The following is a 19,513-nucleotide window of genomic DNA, read 5'->3' as shown; positions in this document are numbered from 1 at the left end:
GGGAAAGAATATGAGTGATTTAGTATTAGTGGCAGGTATGTTTTGTATAACATTGATAATATATGTGTCGATAGCATCTTATGCTTACTATAAGTCAATCAAACTGGAACTAAAAGAAAGTAATACTTCGCGTATAACAACACGAAATTAGCATTTTATCAGTAAAAGTTTATAAATATTAAACTAAATTTTTAAAATTCAACTTTTAGGAATGGCTTAAATAGGTTAATTTAATAAACTTCGTTAAAACAAGATTTAGCGAAATTGGAGGGATAATATGAAAATACCAAACAGTGTAAAAATAGGTGGAAGAGATTATCAAGTGACAAGAACATCAAGACCATGTGATGATGATACAAATGTTGATGGTCAAATTATATATGATTTAGGAACTATCAAGATAAAAGAAGGATTAGAATGTACTGATTATATAAATATGGTATTCTTACATGAAATTTTGCATGGGATATTTGACCATATGGCTATAGAACAAGACGAAGAACTTATCAGAAAGATAGGGAAGGGATTATATCAAGTGATAAAAGATAACCCTTATATTTTTAATACCATAGATGAAATAACGGTATCAATTGATGACAAAGAGATGATGAATACTTTATCCGAAAACTTAAAAACAAAAGTTATTCAAACAATAAACAATAACGAAAAATATAAAGGCCTAATTTAAGGCTTATTTTTATTTTAGGAGGAATTAATTGTGATAGTTAAAAATGGGTTATGTACACAAAAATATACAATCGTAGGTTGCGAAGAAAAGGAAGAACAAAAGTTTAATGCACCACATCATTTTGAGGTTGCAAATGCTAAAACTTTAGAAGTTATTAGTAGAGTAAATTTTCAAGAAGGACCTATAAAAGAAAGTGGAGTAAATGGTGTTTGCAATGAGGACTTAATACTTATGGTAATAACTAGGTTGCAATCATTTCAAGCAAGTGAATTTAAATGCAGAGAAAATGCTTGTGCAATTACAAAATTAGAAGAATCTTTAATGTGGCTTAGAAAAAGAACTATAGATAGAGAAATAAAAGGAATAGAAGGAACACATGAGGTTTAATTTAGGAGGAATTTAAGCTATGAATAAAGTTATAAGTTCGGTTAAATGGCATCTAAAACAAATAATTCCTATGGAATATTCGAGTTACTATGGGGAAGATGGCAAAAAATATATATCAAGGTGGAAAATGTGGTTTGGATATTGTTATAACCACAGAAAGTATGAAGTATTAAAAGAAGTAAAGCTATAAATTAATTTAATAAGTAAGTTATCAAGTCTTAGAGAAACCTAAGGCTTTTTTTATTTTAGGAGGTATTGAAAAATGGATGAAAAAGAATTTTCAGATTGGTGCAAAAAAGAAGTGCGTGATTACACCAATAAACATTTAGACAAAACCGGGAAAAAGGAAATTTCAGCGGATGATGTATTTATAGTATGGAGTTGTAAAACTTTGCAACATAATAAAGCGGTACTATATACCACATTGTTCGATGGAATGTATTATGCATGTACTTACGATGGTGAATGGGGAAAAATGTATGTAGATGTTTTTAAACAGGTGGAAAATTATACAGTTAAAAATACTTAAGTCTTAGATTTCTCTAAGACTTTTTTTATTGGGTCTTTTGCTACTAGACGTAAAAGAAGTAGTCAATATGTGGAGCAACTCACGTAAAAGGCGTAATTGAAGGAGGAAACAACATGAAAAGAGAGTTTTTAAAAGGTCTAGGAATTGAGGACGAAAGTATTATCAATTCTATCATGGACGAAAACGGAAAGGATGTGACCAAGGAAAAAACAAAGGCAGAGAACTACAAAGAGGAACTTGATGGAGTAAAAGAGCAGCTTGCAACAGCTAATACCACTATTCAATCTTATAAAGATATGGATATAGAAAGTATTAAGCAAAGCGCGGAAGATTGGAAAAAGAAATATGAAGATGATACTAAATCTTTAAAAGATCAAATGGCTAAGAGAGACTTAGAAATTAACACCAAAGAATATCTAAGCAAGTTTAAATTTGCAAATGAAAGAGTAGCCAAGTCAATCATGAACGATTTTATGGCTAAAGAATTTAAATATGAAGATGGAAAGTTCTTAGGGGCAGAAGATTACATGAACAGCCTTAAGGAAAGTGAACCGGATTCATTTTTGAGTGATGAAAAGCCACCGGAGATTGTTAAACCAACAGGTGGAGCAAAACCAACTAAGAAAATGTCTCTTACTGATGCTATGAAATATAAAAATGAACATCCGGAAGTAGACATAAGAACATTAATTTAAAAGGAGGGCGTTATAAATGCCAGGATTATTTGATAGTAAAAATTTTAACTCGGAGGTTTTTGGGTCTTATGTAGACACAACACCAAATCTAAACAGAAATGAATTACTTAAGAGTGGAGCAATAAAAGAAAGACAAGATATAGTTACAGCTTTCCAAGATCAAGTCGGAGGAAACTATGCTGTTATTCCTATCTACGGAAGAATAGGCGGAGCGGTACAAAACTATGATGGATCAACAGACATTACAGCTACATCTATGAAAACTTATACTCAAGGTAGAATTGTAGTAGGTAGAGCAAATGCTTGGGTAGAAAAGGACTTTAGTTATGATATGACTGGAGGAGTAGATTTTATGGCCCAAGTAGGAAACCAAGTCGGAGAATATTGGGACGATATAGACCAAGCTACTTTATTAGCTACACTAAAAGGTATATTTGCAATGACAGGGGCAAAGAACCTAGAATTTGTTAATGGTCATACCTATGATGTTACTAGCAAAGCTGCTGAATTAGATCAAAAGTTCGGCGCAACTACTTTAAACAATGCTATGCAAAAAGCATTAGGAGATAATAAAGCTAAGTTCTCCCTTGCAATTATGCACAGTGCAGTCGCTACAAATCTAGAAAACCTAAAATTACTTGAATACATGAAATACACAGATGCTAACGGAATAGAAAGGCAACTTGCATTAGCTACATTGAATGGAAGAGTTGTTTTAATAGATGATGGTATGCCAACAGTTGAAGTGCCAGCATCATATGCTAAATCTTCTAGCGGTGTTACTGGAGCATTAGAAGTTGTATTGGATACAGCTACTCCAACAGCAAGCCAAATTAAATTAGGTAATGTTACACCAGTAGTAAGTGGATATACACCAGTAGTTGGAGACTATGTAATATTAGAAGATGCTTACACAGCTTTTACTTCATATGTTCTAGCTGACGGTTCAATCGAGTATACAAATTGTGGAGCAAAAGTGCCATATGAAACTCACAGAGATCCTAAGTCAAATGGCGGACAAGATACTTTATATGGTAGACAAAGAAAGATATTCTCACCTGTGGGAATTTCATTCACAAATACAGCAATTATATCCCCAACAGATGCACAATTAGAAACTGGATCTAACTGGTCTTTAGCAAATTCTAACGAATCAGTCAAGGACTATTACCCACATAAAGCTATAGGTATAGCTAGAGTTATTTCAAGAGGATAGGAGGTATAGGGTATGGCTTATGTAGACTATAGTTACTATACAGGAACTTACAAGGGTACAAGCGTACCCTCAACCATCTTTGACAATTTAGCAATACAAGCAAGCTATTTTATAGACTATATAACATTTAATAGAATTAAAAACTTAGAAACTGTACCGAATGAAGTAAAAATGGCGGTATGTTCAGTAATAGATACACAATATAAGCTAGATAATGATGGCGGAGTAAAAGTATCTGAATCTATCGGAAGACATTCAGTAACTTATGCTAGTGCGAACGCCAATGTCACAGAAGATAACAAAAAGTATAATGCTGCTAGAGTGTATCTTGCACATACTGGATTATTGTATCGTGGGGTGAAATAATGATTAAAAATGCAGATATAACATTATTTAATGCTTACTACAATAAAGAAACAGAAGGTACAGAGTATAAAAGGACATATTTATATGGAGTTAACTGGCAAACAGAACAAAAGGTTACTGTATCAGATAAAGGATTGCATTCAGCTGATGAAACCGTAATATTTGTTCCTTTTCTAGTAACTATAGACAAAACATTTATTAAGCCTATAGGGTTTAAGAATCTTACAAACAAGGATAATTATTTTACTTTTGGTGATAAAGACATAGTTGTTAAGGGGATAATTGATTTTGATATAACTGGAGAATTAAAGCATACGGTACAAGATCTAAAAAATACTTTTGATGATGTAGTTGAAATAATAAGTGTTATTGATAATACTTTCGCAAGTTCTAGCATGGCCCATTGGGAATTGGGGTGTAAGTAATGAAAGTAACTATAAGCTTTAATTCAACAGAAAAAATATTATTAAAAAGAAATCTCCAAAAAGGTGGCAAAGTACAGCAATTTTTTACTAATGAAGTGGCTAGGCAGTCTAATCCATATATACCATTTGACAATGGAGGGTTAAAGGATAAGCAAGTACAAATACTACCGGATAAAATTAAATACAATGCCCCATATGCTCGTTATCAGTATTATGGAAAAGTTATGGTAGGTAATGCACCTAAAAAAGTTACTGACAAGGATTTATCTTACCATGGAGCACCAAAAAGGGGCAAAATGTGGGATAAAAGAATGTGGGCAGACAGAGGAAAAGAAATAGTTAGAAGTGTAGCAAGTTTTGCGGGAGGTAGAGTTAAATGAAAATAATAGAATCTATTAGAACTTATATAAAGAGTTGCCCTTATCTAAGGGAATATGAAGGTGCTTTAAATGTTGACTTTCTTGGCAAAAATGCAACATCTTATTCTATTGAAGAAGTACCAGTTGAACCTATTATAAAAAGATATGTGGACGGATCTAGCGTAAGACAATGCACATTTATATTTTGTAGTAGAGAATTGCTTGACATGAATGTAAGAACCCAATTAAGTAATTCGGGATTTTATGAAGACTTTGCTAACTGGCTAGAAGAAGAAAGCGTAAAAGGTAATTTACCAATTTTAGCAGCTAATAAAGAAAGTAGAAAAATTGAAGCAATAACTAGTGGGTATGTGATGGGAGAAGACGCGACTACAGCACAATACCAAATACAATGTAGACTAACTTATTTTCAGAGGAGGATTTAAGACATGGGAAATGGAAGAGAAAGAGTTAAACAAGCTAATTATTTAAAAATCGACGGTGTATTTGAACTTTTAGGAGCAGGGTTTGAAGAGCTAAATGAATCTCCAGGAGCAAAAAGTGTTTCTAAGAGATATATAAATGACAAATCTGAAACAAAGACTATAACTGGATATGACTGGTCAAGTGATTATTCTTTAGATCAAATCAGAAGTGAGAAAGCTATTGAGTTTATATGCAATATAGGTGAACTTTTATTGACTGGATCAAATTGCGAAACAGATTATGTAATAGTTGATTTGGATAGACCGGGAAGTGCAGACAATACATTTAGAGCGAGAAAAATTAAAGTAGCAATAGAAGTCAAGGACTTTAAGTCTAAAGATGGAGAAATGCAAGGTAGTGGAAGTTTCTTGGGGAAAGGTGATCTAATTCTTGGAACATTTAATACAACTACTAAGGAATTTGAAGAAGGATGGACAGAACCAGCACTAGGAACATTAACAGTTGCATCTATAGCTGGTACATTAACTGGAGATACAAAAATTACAGTTACTCCAACATTAACTAGTGGGAATAGTTATGTATATAAAACTGGAACAACTGTAACATTACCAAGTTATAACGAGATATTAACAACTGGATATAATGCATGGAATGGAACAGCAGATATTACAGCTGCAACAGGAAATCAAATTCTTATAGTTGAAGTAGATAGTTCAAGCAAGGCTAAGAAAGCCGGAATTGCTACAGTAACAGCAAAAGCATAGGAGGTATTTAAATGGTTATTAATGGAGTAGAACTTGAGGAACTAGATATATTTGATATAGACATAATAGAAAGATATGAGAAAGCTATAGATAATGTGGTTAAAAGTACACAAGAATATAAGGATTTAAATGGATCTGAAATGGTTAGAAAAGAATGTGAGGTTATTTTCAAGTGTTTTAATGAATTATTTGGAGAAGGTACAGACAAAAAGATATTTGGAGATAAAATGAACATCTTAATTTGTCTTAAATCATTTGAAGAATTGGTTGAACAAATTAATTCTAAACAAGATGAATTAAAAAGGTTAACTTCAAAGTATTCACCTAATAGAGCTAAACGCAGAAGTAAAAAATAATGAATATTTTAATAGACTTATTACCTAAAAAAGTTGAAATAAAAAGCATAGAGTATGAAATCAATTCAGATTTTCGTACATCTATGCTTTTTGAAATGTTAATGCAAGATATTGAACTAACAGAAGAAGAAAAAATAATTAATGCTTTAAAACTATATTATCCTATCATGCCAAATAATCTTGATATTGCTGTAGAAAAAATATTATGGTTTTATAGATGCGGTAAAGATATAAAAGAATCAAAAGAAGTAGGAAAAGGCAAGAGCGTGCAAATATACGATTATAACTTTGATGATGAATATATCTATAGCGCATTTTTAGACCAATATAATGTTGATTTACAAGACATTGAGTATCTACATTGGTGGAAATTCAAAGCTATGTTTAAGTCTTTAAAAGAAGATAACGAGATAGTAAAGATAATGGGATATCGTTCTATGGATTTGAAGAAAATAAAAGATAAAGAACAAAAAGCTTATTATACAAATATGCAAGAATTATATAAACTTCCTGTTATTAAAAGTAAAGCAGAAGAACAAAAGATAAATGATATAGAAAAAGCTTTAATGGGAAATGGTGACTTGAAAAACATATTGTAGTATAATTTATGGTAATTATATGTTGGAGGTCATTGTTATGTGGAAGAAAAAAGAAGTTAAAGAGATTAAAGTATCTCATAGAAGTGGCTTAACCGGGTTTGGATGGGCAACTTTGAATTTATGTTTAGATGATGAAAATAAATATATGACTATAAAATCTAATAAAGAAAATGTATACTTAAAATACGATCAAATAATAGACATTAATACTATTGATGAAGAAAAGACAACCGAAAAAGATAAAAGCGTTGTTGGCAGAGCACTTGTAGGAGGAGTTGTATTAGGCCCGATAGGTGCTGCTGTTGGAGGAATGTCAGGGATAGGAAGTAAAAAAAGCACTAAAACTAGTTGTTATATGGTTATAAATTATAAATCTAAAAATGCAGAAATAAGCCAGCTAAAGTTTGCGTTAAAAGGTGGCCCATGGGCTGACTTTATTTGGAGCGTAAGACATAGAATAAAAGGAAAAGAAAAACTAGAAACCACAAGAGGTTATTTATAGAATATAAAAAGCACTTACTTAAATGTAGGTGCTTTTATTATGTCCAAGGAAGGGCGGTGAAGAGATGTCGGACGGAACTATAATTATAGATACTAAACTCGATAGTAGCGGAGTAGATAAAGGGTTAAAAGAAGTAAATTCTAATGCAAAAAGAAACGCAACAGAGTTAGACGGAACTTTTAAAACTGCTAATGAAAGTTTAACGCAATCCTTTAAAGATGGTTCGGAAAAAGCAAAAAAAAGCACCGAGGAAATGACAAATGATATAAAAAGCAAACTCAATAGTATGGCAAGTAATGCAAAGGTTGCAATAGCTGCTGGTTTTGCATCTATAGGAGCAACCATACTAGGGGTAGGAGCAGCAGCAATAAAACTTGGTGATGATTACCAAAAAGCTAGTAATACTTTGCAAACTCAAACTGGAGCAACAGCAGAAGAAATGAAAACTCTTAGTGAAGCTATGAAAAATGTATATGGAAATAACTTCGGAGAGAATATGCAAGATGTAGCTGAAAGTATGGCACAAGTTAGGATTTATTTAAATGGAACTAATGAAGATATACAAAGTGCTACCGAAAATGCAATTGCTTTCAGAGACACTTTTGGTGTAGATATAACTGAAAGTATGAGAAGTGTAAATACTTTAATGAAACAATTTGGTATAAGTAGTGGAGAAGCTTTTAATTTATTAGCACAAGGTCAGCAACAAGGATTGAATTTTAGTGATGAACTTTATGATTCGGTAAATGAGTATAGTGTACAATTTAAAAAACTTGGGTTAGATGCAGAAGATATGTTTAATATTTTCAGCGACGGAGCTGCAGACGGTGCTTTTAATCTAGATAAGATTGGTGATGCAGTAAAAGAATTTAGCATTAGAGCGATAGACGGTTCAAAAACAACTGTAGATGGATTTACACAGTTAGGTCTTAATGCTGATGAAATGGCAAGTAAATTCGCTGCCGGAGGAGACACAGCAAAACAAGCTTTTGTACAAGTTACTCAAGCTATTGCAAATGTAAATGATCCACTTAAACAAAGTACAATAGGTGTAGATTTATTTGGTACAATGTGGGAAGATTTGGGCCCAAAAGTTACTAGTCAGTTAGGCATAATAGGAGATAACTTTAATAAAACTATAGACACTATGAAAGAAATAAACCAAATAAAATATAATTCTTTTGGCGAAGCATTAACAGGGATAGGAAGACAGATACAAACTAATGTAATATTACCAATAGGGCAAGACGTTTTACCATTTCTAAATGAGATGGCAAATAAACTTAAAGAAGCGTTTTCTAGTGAAGAAACAAAAGCTAGCATAGAAAATCTAAGTAACGGGATAGGAAATTTAATAAAAGGTATAGCAACACTAATTGCAAACTTTTTACCAGGATTATTAAATGGATTAGGTTGGATCTTAAAAAACGGGCAGTCAATAGCGGTAATAATAGGTAGCATTGCTGGTGCTTTTGCAGCATTTAAAGCGTATACGATAATATCCACTATTATAAATAGTTTTATAAGTCTTAAAGCGGCAGTAGCTGGAACAACAACAGTAATAAAAGGATTGGCCTTAGCTTTTAATGCTACCCCATTAGGATTGTTCGTAACAGCAATAGGGTTAGTTGTAGGAGCATTAGTTGCATTATGGACCACTAACGAAGATTTTAGAAATGCAGTTATTGGAGCATGGGATAAGATAAAAGAAGTTGCAAGTAACGTATGGAATGGAGTTGTAGAAATTTTTAATAATGTAGTTAATTGGGTTAAAGGAAATTGGCAAGGATTAGCTTTATTATTGGTAAACCCTTTTGCTGGTGGATTCAAACTGTTATATGATAATTGCAATGGGTTTAGAACATTTGTAAATAATTTTATACAAAGTGTAAAACAATTTTTTGTTAATGGGTGGAATGCTATTGTTAATTTTTTTACTGTAAGCATACCAACATGGATTAATTCAGTAATACAATGGTTTGAACAATTACCAGCAAATATAGCTTATCAAATGGGTTATATACTAGCTTCGATAATATCATGGGGTGTTAATACATGGACTTATTTAAGTACCAATGTGCCTATATGGATAAATAGTATTATTAATTGGTTTGCAGAATTGCCGGGAAACATATGGAACTGGCTAGTAAATGTAGTAACTAATATAGCAACATGGGGAGGCAATGTTTACAATACCGCTATTACATGGATTAGCAATACCATCGGCTCAATTATTCAATGGTTTGCAGAACTACCAAGCAGAATATGGGAGTGGTTAGTTAATTCGGTAACAAGTGTAGGACAATGGGGAAATGATATGTATAATACTGCATCTAATTCTATTAGTAATGTAGTTAATGGCATAGTAGAATGGTTTAATGAATTACCAAGCAAGATGTTAGATATAGGCGGAAATATAGTAGCTGGATTAAAACAAGGAATAGCGGATGCTTGGGACGGGTTAACCGGTTGGATAGGAGATTTATGTGATAATCTTACCGGAGGTTTTGCTAAAGGATGGGACATACATTCACCTTCTAGGGTATTTAGAGACTTTATAGGTAAAAACTTAGTTGCTGGAATACAAGTTGGTGTAGATTATGAATTTCCCAATCTTCAAAAATCAGTACAAGGAAATGTGTCAGACTTAACAAGTAAAATGAAATCTACAGTAGACTACGAAACAGCTAGGACAACAGCAGGAGTGGTAGCACAAAATAATTATACTATTCAGCAAGCTAACCCTAATATGGGGACAAACAGTTCCAATGGAAAGCAATTAATTGAAATCCATACTCATGTTGATGTTGAAGGCAAAGAAATTGCTTATGCTGTAGCGCCATACCAAGATATTCTTGATAAATACTATGAAGGAAGGTGATAGGAAGTGTTAAAAGAAGGAGAACTTTACTTTAATAATGATACCAGTTTAAATTTAAATCTTTATTTGGAAGAATATCCGGTTGTACCAAGAGCAAACGAAGAATACGAAAAAGTTCCGGTTGATGGTAGAAGTGGAGACTTAATAATTAACAAAGGTACTTATCCGGACCGGACAATTCCTTTCACTTTTACTATAGTATCTAATGATATCGAGGTTGATTTTGACAGAGTTGAGGAATGGCTAACTGAAATTAAAGATAAAAGATTGTTTTGGGGAAATAGTGATAAATGTTTTATAGTCAAAAAAGTTAATATAGGAGACTTTCAGCAAGAATTTACTACATTCGGAAAGTCAACTATAAACTTTTTATGCGAACCATTTAGAAGTGATCCGGATTCTATTATTTATACAATTACAGCTAGTGGATTTAAATTTAACTATTCCGGGAATATACCAGCAGAACCGCTTATAAAAGTTTATGGAAGTGGGAATATTCAGCTAACCATAAATGGTGAAACAATACAAATAGATAACGTAACTAACTATGTAGAAATAGACAGTAAGTTAATGCAATTTAGAAACCAAGATTTAACCTCCAAGGATAATGATGCTTTGGGGGATTTTCCTTTGTTCAGCAAGGGTGAAAACATAATAAATTATACTGGATCTATTACAAAAATAATCGTGGAATATACCACTAAATACAGATAAGGAGGTAAACATGGCTAAAAAAACAATAAAAGTAGCTTGGTTTCCTTCCGATACTCCAAAGGACACAGTTTTAAGCAAAAATGGCAAGGCACTTGATAACTTTTGCACTAAGTCTAATGTTGTAGAGGATCTTGGTAATTATGTAGGAGATATGGCTTTTACAATAGATGCTTTAGAATATTTGAATGAAGAAGATATTTTGAAAGTTAGGCTAGATTATGGAGACGAGATTTTCCGTATATCCAAGGTAACTAAAGGAACTAAATATATAGATATTGTAGTAAGACAAATAACCATTCCGGAAACATTGACTTTGTATTTAGAGGATGTTAGGCCAACTAATACTAATGGGCAAGGAGCATTAAGCCATTTGCTTACAAATGCAACTGGAGTCAAAGAAATAACATTGCAATCAGACATAACTGCAATAAATACAGCTTATTACGAGGATACAAGCTTGTATAAAGCCTTACAGGATGGAGACAACAGTTTCTTAACTAGATGGGGCGGGGAGATATTAAGGCGTGGCTATACTATCTCTATTAATAGTCACATCGGAATAGATAGGGGAGTATCCATCAGAGAGCGTAAAAACTTAACTGGTTTTAGCGGAGAATCTAATATAGACAATCTAGTAACTAGAGCAAGAGGGAAAGGCTACAATGGGTTAAAAGGTAATTGGATAGATAGCCCCATTAAAAACAACTACGCTAGAGTTTATACGCAAACAATAGAGTATCAAGATGTTAAAGTAAAAACAGATAGTGATACAGAAGGATTTGAAACCGAAGCACTTGCAAAAACTGAATTAGATAGAAGGGTAGCTTTAGAATTTAGTAATAATGGTATAGACAAGTTAAAAGCAACTTATACTATAAATTTTGTACAGCTAGAAAAAACAGAAGAGTACAAAAACTATGTTGTAGCAGAAAGAACATACTTGGGAGATACAGTAAGAGTATATGTCCCAAAACTAAAAACAGATATAAAAGTAAGAGTTATATCTAGAAAATACAATGTCTTATCCCAAAAAGTAGAAGAAATAACTTTAAGTAGTGTTGCAGAAGTACAAGCAATTAGTGCAAGCAATATTATTGCAGACTTGAAAAAACAGTATAACCAAACTGGAAACCCCAATATTTCTAGTTATATAGATGCAATAATAAAAAGTGGCATGAAAGATAGCTATATAGTCGTTAGAGATAATGAATTACTAGCTATGGATACTAAAGATATAAATACAGCTACAAAAGTAGCTAGGTTTAATAAAGAAGGACTTGGGTTTAGTTCTACTGGATACTATGGAACATATACTTATGGTTTTACTTTAGATGGAGTAATAAATGCAAGTCTTATCGCTACTGGAATTTTAAGCACTATTTTAATTCAAAACGCAGATGGTAGCTTTAAGATAGACCTAAGTGGTACTGGTGGGGCAAGCTTTTTTAATAATGGTAAGAAAGCTATGGAAATGTCATCTAATGCTCTAAAATTATATAATTGGGCAAAAGAAGGAGATTACATTGGAAGCTTAGGTGCATTAATAAGAGGAGATGATCCTAATAAACCAATTATAGGTTTATGGAATGATTTAGATAGTGCTATTGGAATAACATATGCAGTAGCCGGGACTAATTCACTTGGGACTTATGCTGAATTTGATAAATATAATATTATCGGAACAGGAAAGCCTGTAAGATTTAAAGAAGAAGTAGAATTTAATAATACTTACTCCGATTCATACAGAGGTAAAGATGGAAATGTAAATCTACAAGGGAATACTTTATGGTTTACTCCGGAAGGCGGAGGAGGTTCTCCGTTTAGAGTTGATTCTAATGGAAACGCAAATTTCGGCGGAAAAATAACGTGTAATGCTTTAGATGTTATGAGTGTAGACAAGCATAGAGTTATAGAAACAAGCCAAGGCAAGGTTGGAATAAATTCTTTAGAAACTCCGGAAGTAATGAATGAGGATGTATACAGAGGCAGATTAGATGAAAGCGGAGAGTGCGTTATAAAAATAAAGGAAGACTTTAAAGAATGTATAGAAACAGATGATTACGATGTATTCCCAACTAAATATGGAAAAGGTGAAATTTGGGTCCAAGAAAGAAATTTGGACTCTTTTTTAGTTTGCGGAACTCCAAATTTAGAATTTGCTTGCAGATTAATAGCAATACAAAAAGGATGTAAGGGAATTAGATTAAAGAAAATAGAAGATTAACACAAGAAAAATAATACTCGATAAGGAGAGTGAAAAATGGAAAATATATTATCTTATACATTAGATACAAGTGAGGAATGGCATGGAATAAAAAAATGTAAGCAACTAGATAATAGACCTATGGTACTTACAATATATGATCGTGGACAAATTTATGATTTTACTGAGACAACCTTAGAATTAAGAGCATTAAAAAATGATGGCACTTTTGTAATACAAACAAATAATATAACAGTAAGTGCAAATATAGTAACAATAAATCCAATTAATATAGATATGGTAAGAGTGGCAGGAGTAACAAGATTTGAATTAAAAATTACTAAAGATAATCTATCTATTACAACTTTTGTTTTTGATTTATTAGTACTCCCAACTACATTAAACGGAGCGGTAGAAAGTGAGAATGTTGTTACTATCTTAGAACAACTTGATACAGCCATTACAAGCGGACAAGCTACATTAACACAAGTTAACCAAGCTATTACAGACTTAAACAATCTTATAACTAGTGGTGGGGCAGTAAAGGTTGTAGATTATAATGTAGATAAAGCTGCTATAGATACAACTTTAGGGAATAAGGTAGACAAAGTAACCGGGAAAGGATTGTCCACAAATGATTACACAACTGCAGATAAAACAGAAGTTGCAAAAGTAGTAAATAAAGCAGATAAAAGCTATGTAGATACCTTGGCGGCAAGTTTAGCCAATGGCAGTCCAAAAGGAGTATATGCAACATTATCGGCTCTACAATCTGCTATCCCTTCCGGGAATACAAATATTTACGTAACATCTGACAATGGGAACTGGAATTATTGGAATGGATCAACTTGGGTTAGTGGAGGAACATATCAAAGCACAGGGATAGCTAACAATACTATTTCCCCAAGCAAGACAACTTTTGCAATTAGAACAACAAATTTATTTAATAAAGATGCTGCGGTAACAGGTAGTTTTATTAATGGTTCGGTTGCTACTGTAGATAGTAGATACGCATATAGTGACTATATATCTATAATAAACGGAGGAACTTATACTATTTCGTCAGATACTCCGTCAAATTTGGGGGCAATTTACGATATAAATAAAAATTTTCTAGCATTATTACCAACTGGAGAGACTACTGGAAACCCTAAAACAATTACAATTAACATTGCAAATGCAGCTTATATGAGAGTAAATATGTTAGTTGGGGAGGTGCAAACTTATATTATTTCTGAAGGCACAGAATTATTATCTGCATCAACGGTAGAAAGTGTTAAAATAAAAAATTTAACATTAGACGAAACAACTAATTTAAGTATGAATACATTAAAAGATGGTTCTATCGCAGTAAAGAAAACAGATTTTGCAAGTATCACAGGAAATTTATTTAATCCAAATAAAGTTACATTAGATGGATTTATAAATAGTGGAACATTCCAAGCTTTAAGTGGTTATGCCTGTTCGGACTATATTCCAATAAAAAATGGTAGTACTTATGCTTTTTCTGATTCATTTCCACAAAATTACGGATCAATTTACGATGATGATAAAAACTTCCTTACTATTTTACCCCTTGGGGTAAGTGATCCCGGCAGTGCTGTAACTCCTAGAACAATTACCATAAATACGCCGAAAGCAGCCTATATAAGAATAAACTTAAAATATAGTCGTGTTGGTACAAATAATTATATGGTATATGAAAATTCCCTACCCGCAGTATATACCCCATATAGTGGTATAAAAATTGCCGACTTGCAACTAATTAATGAAAATATACCCGAAAGTGTTTTAAATTATATTGTTGGGTTAATAGGTGGTAATAGGTGGATTAATAAAAAAGGAGTCTTTGATGGAGACAGTATTACCCAAGGAAATACTATTAATGGCGTGCCTACGAGTTATCCGGATTTAGTTAAAAATTTAATGCAATTAAATTCTGCTAGTAACAAAGCTGTTAGCGGATCTAGTTTATCTGTAATAAGTGGTAGAAGAAATTTAGTGAGCGAAATGAATAACTTGGATACAGATGGGGACTTTTATTATATATCTGCAGGAATTAACGACTATATGTATAGTGCTCCGCTTGGGACAGAAAGTAGCACAGATACTGCATCTTTTTGGGGAGCATTAAATACTATGATGGAAACTTTAATGACTAAATTCCCCACAAAGACAATAGTCTTCGCTACGCCAATCCACAAGGGCGGGGATACAGCATCTAATAGTGTGGGATGTAAGCTAATAGATTATGTAAATGCTATCAGACAAGCCGGAGAAAAGTGGGGTATACCAATATGCGATATGTATTGTATTAGTGGATTAAATCCAAATGTAACAGCCCAAAAAGATGCAGTATTTTATCCGGATAATATTCATCCTTACACTGTAGAGGGTATGAATAGAATGGCTCAGAGGGTAGCGGGTTACATGAAAAATATATAAAGTATACTAATTATTACTATAATATGTTATAATTATGTAATAATTAGTGTAGGGGATGATATTTTGAATGATGAGGTAAACTATGAAATTGGTAGTTGTGTAACTGTAACTTATAGAAATTTCATTAAAAAGCATAGAGTACAAGGAACGATAATGAGCATAGAGGAAACATATGACGAGGATTGGCTTGGAGCTCCCATGTATGATACAGAAATTAAGGTACAATTAGAAAATAATAAAATTATTACAATAGAAAAATATAGCAAATACAAGCTGAATTAAATAATTAATTTTAAAGAGATTAGAGAAATCTAGTCTCTTTTTTCATAGAAAAGGTGGGAACAGATGAATGAAATAATAGAACTAAAGATACTAAAGAAGGAAAATGAACTATTAAAAGCGCAAAATAACGAATATAAAGAGTTGCTAATAAAACAAACAGATAACTCTCTAATGGCTACAAAGTTGCATAATAGTGCAATAAAATGGTTTATTTTAGCGATGACAGCAATAATACTATGGAATGTTGGTTGGCTATTAGGCGGATATTTCTTTAGTGATTATCAAGACCATAATGTTTATACAGATAATAGCAGCAAGATAGAAAATAGTCAAAATAGTTCTATTAGAAAGGAGGAAAGCAAATGAGTGATTTTATTGAATGGTTAAAAAATTTATTTAATAGGGACAAAAAAGATAAAAAAGATAGAGATTAGGAGGCTGCCATGGATGAAGTTACAAAAGTTGAAATTAAAAACATAAAAGAAAATATATCGGAAATTAAAGAAGATTCAAAAAAACATGATGGTGCTATAAATGAAATAGTTAATAAGTTAGCTGTACTAACAGCAAATTTAGAACTAAATACAACTAGCACAGAAAAGCTTGCAAAAGCTGTAGAAGATATTAAAAATAAACCATTACAAATATTAGAAAAAGTTAAAATAGCAGTTATTACAGCGATATGTACAAGCGTAGCTGTTACTTTAATAGTTACTTTATTAAAAAATTCTTATAAAAATTAAAGGAGAGATTTAAATGGAACAATTACAAACAGGATTAACAATGTTAGAACAAATTATAATTGGAGCAATTATAAGTGTTGGACTTGCATATGCAATTAAGTATACAAAGAAAGGGATTAGCTATTTAAAGAGTAAAGATTCGATGATAAAAGATGAGAAACTAAAAAAAATTTTTGATTCTGCTTTAGATTCTTTGGACCATCTAATAACCACCAATATTGTAAGTGCTGAAAATACTTTAAAACCTCAAATTCTAGGGGCTATTGCAGATGGGAAAGTGACTAAAGAAGAGTTAAAAACTTTATCAGTTATAGTAAAAGATAATGTTTTGAAACAACTTGGAGATGATACTACAAAAGCACTAAATACTAATTTAGGTGATCTTAATAATTATTTAGAAAATCGTATTGAGAAAATACTAGACGATTTAAAAAATGATGAAAATAGCGGAGTTGGGCGTACTGTTATTCCGGAAGTAAAAGAAGATATAAATCAATTAAAAGATGAAAATATAAAACTACAAGTAGATAATGCAAGTCTTAAAGAACAATTAGAAAGCATACAATCTACAATTATTGCAACTATACCCACAAATCAAACAACAAATGTATAAACAAGAGTAGCCGAAAGGCTGCTCTTTTATTTTAATTAATTTTAGGAGGTTTTAGAATGTTTATTAGTCAAAAAGGATTAGATCTAATCAAAGAATTTGAGGGGTGCATATTACAATCGTATGACGATTATAATGACAGTATTGTTAATAGTGGAGACAGTTACAGAGGAACTCTGACAATAGGTTATGGACATATAGAAAATGTATATGCAGGACAAACAATATCACAAGAAGAAGCTGACAATATGCTTAAAAACGATATGGCTCAATATTGTAATCAGCTTGACGAAGTTGTAAGTGAAGGTGCTTTTGGATTTTCAATTAATCAAAATATGTATGATGCACTAGTTTCATTTGGATATAATTTAGGGCAAGGTTGTTTAAGGACATTAGGGGCGAATGGTACAAGAGATAAGCAAACAGTTGCCAATATGATCCTAGAATACAGGAATAAAGGTAGCGTATGGGAACAGGGATTACTAAGAAGAAGGACAGCAGAAAGGGAATTGTTTTTATCAGATGCAGATGTTTCTCAAGTTGATCCACAACCAGTATCACAAGAGCCTTACGAATATGACGAGAGTGGAACTGCAAGCGTATGTGTAGATAAATTAAATGTTAGAACTGCTCCAAGCCTAGGAGGAGAGATAGTAGCATCGTATGGCTATGGAGAAGAGTTTACTTATAACCATGTTATTATAGCAGAGGGTTATACATGGGTTAGGTATACAGGAGCATCTAGTGGAGAATATAGATATGTAGCAGTTAAGAATATAGGCGAAGATAAGAGATATGCTAATTGCTATTAATTTTAAGGTAGAGTTGGATTAAGTTCCTTCTCTACCTCTTTTTTTATTTGTAAAAATATTTTAAAAAAGTTTTAAAAAAGTATTAACGTACGTATAAACGTACGTTATAATTAAATCATGGTTAAGAGATAACCAAATAAATGAAAAGAGGTAATGAGAAATGAAAAGATTTGATGAATTAGTAGAAAAGGAAAAATTAACTTTAGAGGAGTTTGAAGAACTTGAGTTGATGGAAGAAGTAGAGGAAGTTGAAGACAATGGCATGAGTGGTCATTACTATGGTTGGCATTGGTATACAGTAAAAACCAAAGATGATGAATTTGATGTATATGTAAAGTAATTTAATTAACTTATTAACCTTTAACACGTGGTGTTGAGTTCTAAGTAGTATCTCACGAAAAGCTACTTTCCAATTTTATATTAACTATGAGGAATGACCGGAAGGTCAATATTAATGAAAGAGGGTTTTAAAAATGAAAAAAACAGACATTGAAAATTTATCAATTAGTGAATTTGAGAAAGGGTTAACTCAAGAAAACTATGATTATATCATAGAAGAATATCCAAGTATAGCAAGAGCTTTGGAATGTTATCAAGAAGGCGCACAAGGTGATACAGACGGAGAAGATAGTTATTTAGATATTAATGAGTACTTTGAACTTATCAAAGAACAAAATGAATTACTTAACGAATATTCAAGAAATGAAGAATAATTAAAAGGTTCTAAAGGGTTTATCCTAAAAGCCCTTTTCCATTAGATATATTTTAAAGAGGTGACGATATGAAAGGTAAAATAACATTTAACAAAAGTGGAAGTGGCAATAAAACAGCAAGATTAATAATTCCAGTAGCATATATTGAACTTATGGAAGTTACAGAAGATGAAAGAGAAGTAAATATAACATACGAAAATGGAAAACTAATTATAGAAAAAAGTAAAAAATAAAGGTTGCATGATTTTTACCATGTAGCCTTCATTTTTTATTTGCAATAAATTAAGATATTGTGTAAAATTATCCATAGAAAGAGGGGATAAAATGAAAAAAGTAGTAGGAATAATAAGTATAATTCTATTTGCAATAATAGAGTTTCAATCTTGTGCAGCAGGATTAGGAAATGCAATGACTAAAAATAAAGAAGTAAGTGGAAGTGCCGGACTTATTTTAGGAGTATTTATGTTAATAGGAGGAATACTTGCTTTAGCATCCAAACATAGTAAAGGAATAGTAATAACATCTATAATATTCTTTGCTTTAGGCGGTATAGTTGGTTATGCCAATGTAGGACACTTTAAAGATCTTACTATATGGTCGGGGTTAAGTTTAGCCTTTGCGGTTTTACTTGGAGCACATCTTGGAATGAATAGTGAAGACTATAAAAAGAAAAAGTAATATTAAAACGGAAAGAGAACCTGTGTATTTTAAGGTTCTCTTTTTTATCCGTCAAAAAATCGTCAAAAAATAATCTCTAAAAATATATTTTAAAATCTC

At 32.0% G+C, this 19,513-nt stretch carries 28 protein-coding genes; all 28 read left to right on the top strand.

The features are described from left to right. The first annotated feature begins 10 nt into the window (after positions 1–10). Positions 11–151, top strand: a complete 141-nt coding sequence (locus tag FAY47_RS20085; RefSeq protein ID WP_185966672.1) for a hypothetical protein — start codon at positions 11–13, stop codon at positions 149–151. A 126-nt stretch (positions 152–277) separates the two neighbouring features. Next, positions 278–688, top strand: coding sequence for a hypothetical protein (locus tag FAY47_RS00945; RefSeq protein ID WP_143314512.1), 411 nt, complete (start codon positions 278–280; stop codon positions 686–688). A 30-nt stretch (positions 689–718) separates the two neighbouring features. Further along, entirely contained in the window at positions 719–1,075 is a 357-nt protein-coding gene (locus tag FAY47_RS00940) for an ABC transporter ATPase (protein ID WP_207706205.1), read from the top strand. A 19-nt stretch (positions 1,076–1,094) separates the two neighbouring features. Next, on the top strand, positions 1,095–1,265 hold the full coding sequence (locus FAY47_RS20080) for a hypothetical protein (protein ID WP_185966671.1): 171 nt from the start codon (positions 1,095–1,097) through the stop codon (positions 1,263–1,265). 72 nt (positions 1,266–1,337) lie between these two features. After that, complete coding sequence (locus tag FAY47_RS00935) at positions 1,338–1,604, top strand: DUF6275 family protein (protein ID WP_143314507.1); 267 nt, start codon at positions 1,338–1,340, stop codon at positions 1,602–1,604. A gap of 113 nt (positions 1,605–1,717) precedes the next feature. Continuing rightward, a complete protein-coding gene (locus FAY47_RS00930; protein WP_143314505.1) occupies positions 1,718–2,299 on the top strand; it encodes a phage scaffolding protein in 582 nt (193 codons plus the stop codon). A 16-nt stretch (positions 2,300–2,315) separates the two neighbouring features. Then, a complete protein-coding gene (locus tag FAY47_RS00925; RefSeq protein ID WP_143314503.1) occupies positions 2,316–3,515 on the top strand; it encodes a phage coat protein in 1,200 nt (399 codons plus the stop codon). A 12-nt stretch (positions 3,516–3,527) separates the two neighbouring features. Beyond that, on the top strand, positions 3,528–3,881 hold the full coding sequence (locus FAY47_RS00920) for a hypothetical protein (protein WP_143314501.1): 354 nt from the start codon (positions 3,528–3,530) through the stop codon (positions 3,879–3,881). Continuing rightward, the gene (locus tag FAY47_RS00915) at positions 3,881–4,306 is read left to right on the top strand and encodes a DUF6751 family protein (RefSeq protein WP_143314498.1); all 426 of its coding nucleotides are present in this window, start codon (positions 3,881–3,883) and stop codon (positions 4,304–4,306) included. Before FAY47_RS00920 ends, FAY47_RS00915 begins: the two co-directional genes overlap by 1 nt. Then, positions 4,306–4,686, top strand: a complete 381-nt coding sequence (locus tag FAY47_RS00910) for a minor capsid protein (RefSeq protein WP_143314496.1) — start codon at positions 4,306–4,308, stop codon at positions 4,684–4,686. Before FAY47_RS00915 ends, FAY47_RS00910 begins: the two co-directional genes overlap by 1 nt. Then, a complete protein-coding gene (locus FAY47_RS00905) occupies positions 4,683–5,111 on the top strand; it encodes a chloramphenicol resistance protein (RefSeq protein ID WP_143314494.1) in 429 nt (142 codons plus the stop codon). Before FAY47_RS00910 ends, FAY47_RS00905 begins: the two co-directional genes overlap by 4 nt. A gap of 3 nt (positions 5,112–5,114) precedes the next feature. Beyond that, the gene (locus FAY47_RS21270) at positions 5,115–5,876 is read left to right on the top strand and encodes a hypothetical protein (protein WP_185966670.1); all 762 of its coding nucleotides are present in this window, start codon (positions 5,115–5,117) and stop codon (positions 5,874–5,876) included. Between the two features lie 11 nt (positions 5,877–5,887). After that, complete coding sequence (locus FAY47_RS00895; protein WP_143314492.1) at positions 5,888–6,232, top strand: DUF6673 family protein; 345 nt, start codon at positions 5,888–5,890, stop codon at positions 6,230–6,232. Next, complete coding sequence (locus tag FAY47_RS00890) at positions 6,232–6,831, top strand: bacteriophage Gp15 family protein (protein WP_143314490.1); 600 nt, start codon at positions 6,232–6,234, stop codon at positions 6,829–6,831. Before FAY47_RS00895 ends, FAY47_RS00890 begins: the two co-directional genes overlap by 1 nt. Before the next feature lie 37 nt (positions 6,832–6,868). Next, a complete protein-coding gene (locus tag FAY47_RS00885; protein ID WP_143314488.1) occupies positions 6,869–7,333 on the top strand; it encodes a hypothetical protein in 465 nt (154 codons plus the stop codon). Between the two features lie 64 nt (positions 7,334–7,397). After that, positions 7,398–10,214 (top strand): phage tail tape measure protein, encoded by a 2,817-nt coding sequence (locus FAY47_RS00880; RefSeq protein WP_143314486.1) that lies wholly within the window; start codon positions 7,398–7,400, stop codon positions 10,212–10,214. Between the two features lie 6 nt (positions 10,215–10,220). Continuing rightward, positions 10,221–10,928, top strand: coding sequence for a distal tail protein Dit (locus FAY47_RS00875; RefSeq protein WP_143314484.1), 708 nt, complete (start codon positions 10,221–10,223; stop codon positions 10,926–10,928). A 10-nt stretch (positions 10,929–10,938) separates the two neighbouring features. Continuing rightward, positions 10,939–13,152: a phage tail spike protein gene (locus tag FAY47_RS00870; protein ID WP_143314482.1), complete on the top strand. Its 2,214-nt coding sequence runs from the start codon at positions 10,939–10,941 to the stop codon at positions 13,150–13,152. 36 nt (positions 13,153–13,188) lie between these two features. Then, a complete protein-coding gene (locus FAY47_RS00865) occupies positions 13,189–15,576 on the top strand; it encodes an SGNH/GDSL hydrolase family protein (protein WP_143314480.1) in 2,388 nt (795 codons plus the stop codon). A 63-nt stretch (positions 15,577–15,639) separates the two neighbouring features. Next, on the top strand, positions 15,640–15,858 hold the full coding sequence (locus FAY47_RS00860; RefSeq protein ID WP_143314477.1) for a hypothetical protein: 219 nt from the start codon (positions 15,640–15,642) through the stop codon (positions 15,856–15,858). 63 nt (positions 15,859–15,921) lie between these two features. Next, complete coding sequence (locus tag FAY47_RS00855; RefSeq protein ID WP_143314474.1) at positions 15,922–16,224, top strand: hypothetical protein; 303 nt, start codon at positions 15,922–15,924, stop codon at positions 16,222–16,224. A gap of 77 nt (positions 16,225–16,301) precedes the next feature. Continuing rightward, positions 16,302–16,601, top strand: coding sequence for a hypothetical protein (locus tag FAY47_RS00850; protein WP_143314472.1), 300 nt, complete (start codon positions 16,302–16,304; stop codon positions 16,599–16,601). Positions 16,602–16,614: 13 nt separating this feature from the next. Next, on the top strand, positions 16,615–17,214 hold the full coding sequence (locus tag FAY47_RS00845; protein WP_143314470.1) for a hypothetical protein: 600 nt from the start codon (positions 16,615–16,617) through the stop codon (positions 17,212–17,214). A 56-nt stretch (positions 17,215–17,270) separates the two neighbouring features. Next, entirely contained in the window at positions 17,271–18,023 is a 753-nt protein-coding gene (locus FAY47_RS00840; RefSeq protein WP_143314468.1) for a glycoside hydrolase family protein, read from the top strand. Between the two features lie 160 nt (positions 18,024–18,183). Further along, entirely contained in the window at positions 18,184–18,363 is a 180-nt protein-coding gene (locus FAY47_RS00835; protein WP_143314466.1) for a hypothetical protein, read from the top strand. Positions 18,364–18,496: 133 nt separating this feature from the next. Beyond that, positions 18,497–18,736 carry a hypothetical protein gene (locus FAY47_RS00830; RefSeq protein WP_143314464.1) on the top strand — a complete coding sequence of 80 codons (240 nt, stop codon included), beginning with the start codon at positions 18,497–18,499 and terminating at the stop codon, positions 18,734–18,736. A gap of 68 nt (positions 18,737–18,804) precedes the next feature. After that, a complete protein-coding gene (locus FAY47_RS00825) occupies positions 18,805–18,969 on the top strand; it encodes a PemI (RefSeq protein WP_143314462.1) in 165 nt (54 codons plus the stop codon). 91 nt (positions 18,970–19,060) lie between these two features. Beyond that, positions 19,061–19,414 (top strand): hypothetical protein, encoded by a 354-nt coding sequence (locus FAY47_RS00820; protein ID WP_143314460.1) that lies wholly within the window; start codon positions 19,061–19,063, stop codon positions 19,412–19,414. Positions 19,415–19,513 lie beyond the last annotated feature (99 nt).

Source organism: Clostridium sp. HBUAS56017 (genome assembly GCF_007115085.1).
GTDB lineage: Bacteria > Bacillota > Clostridia > Clostridiales > Clostridiaceae > Clostridium > Clostridium cibarium.
This window is presented reverse-complemented; position numbering and strand designations above follow the sequence as displayed.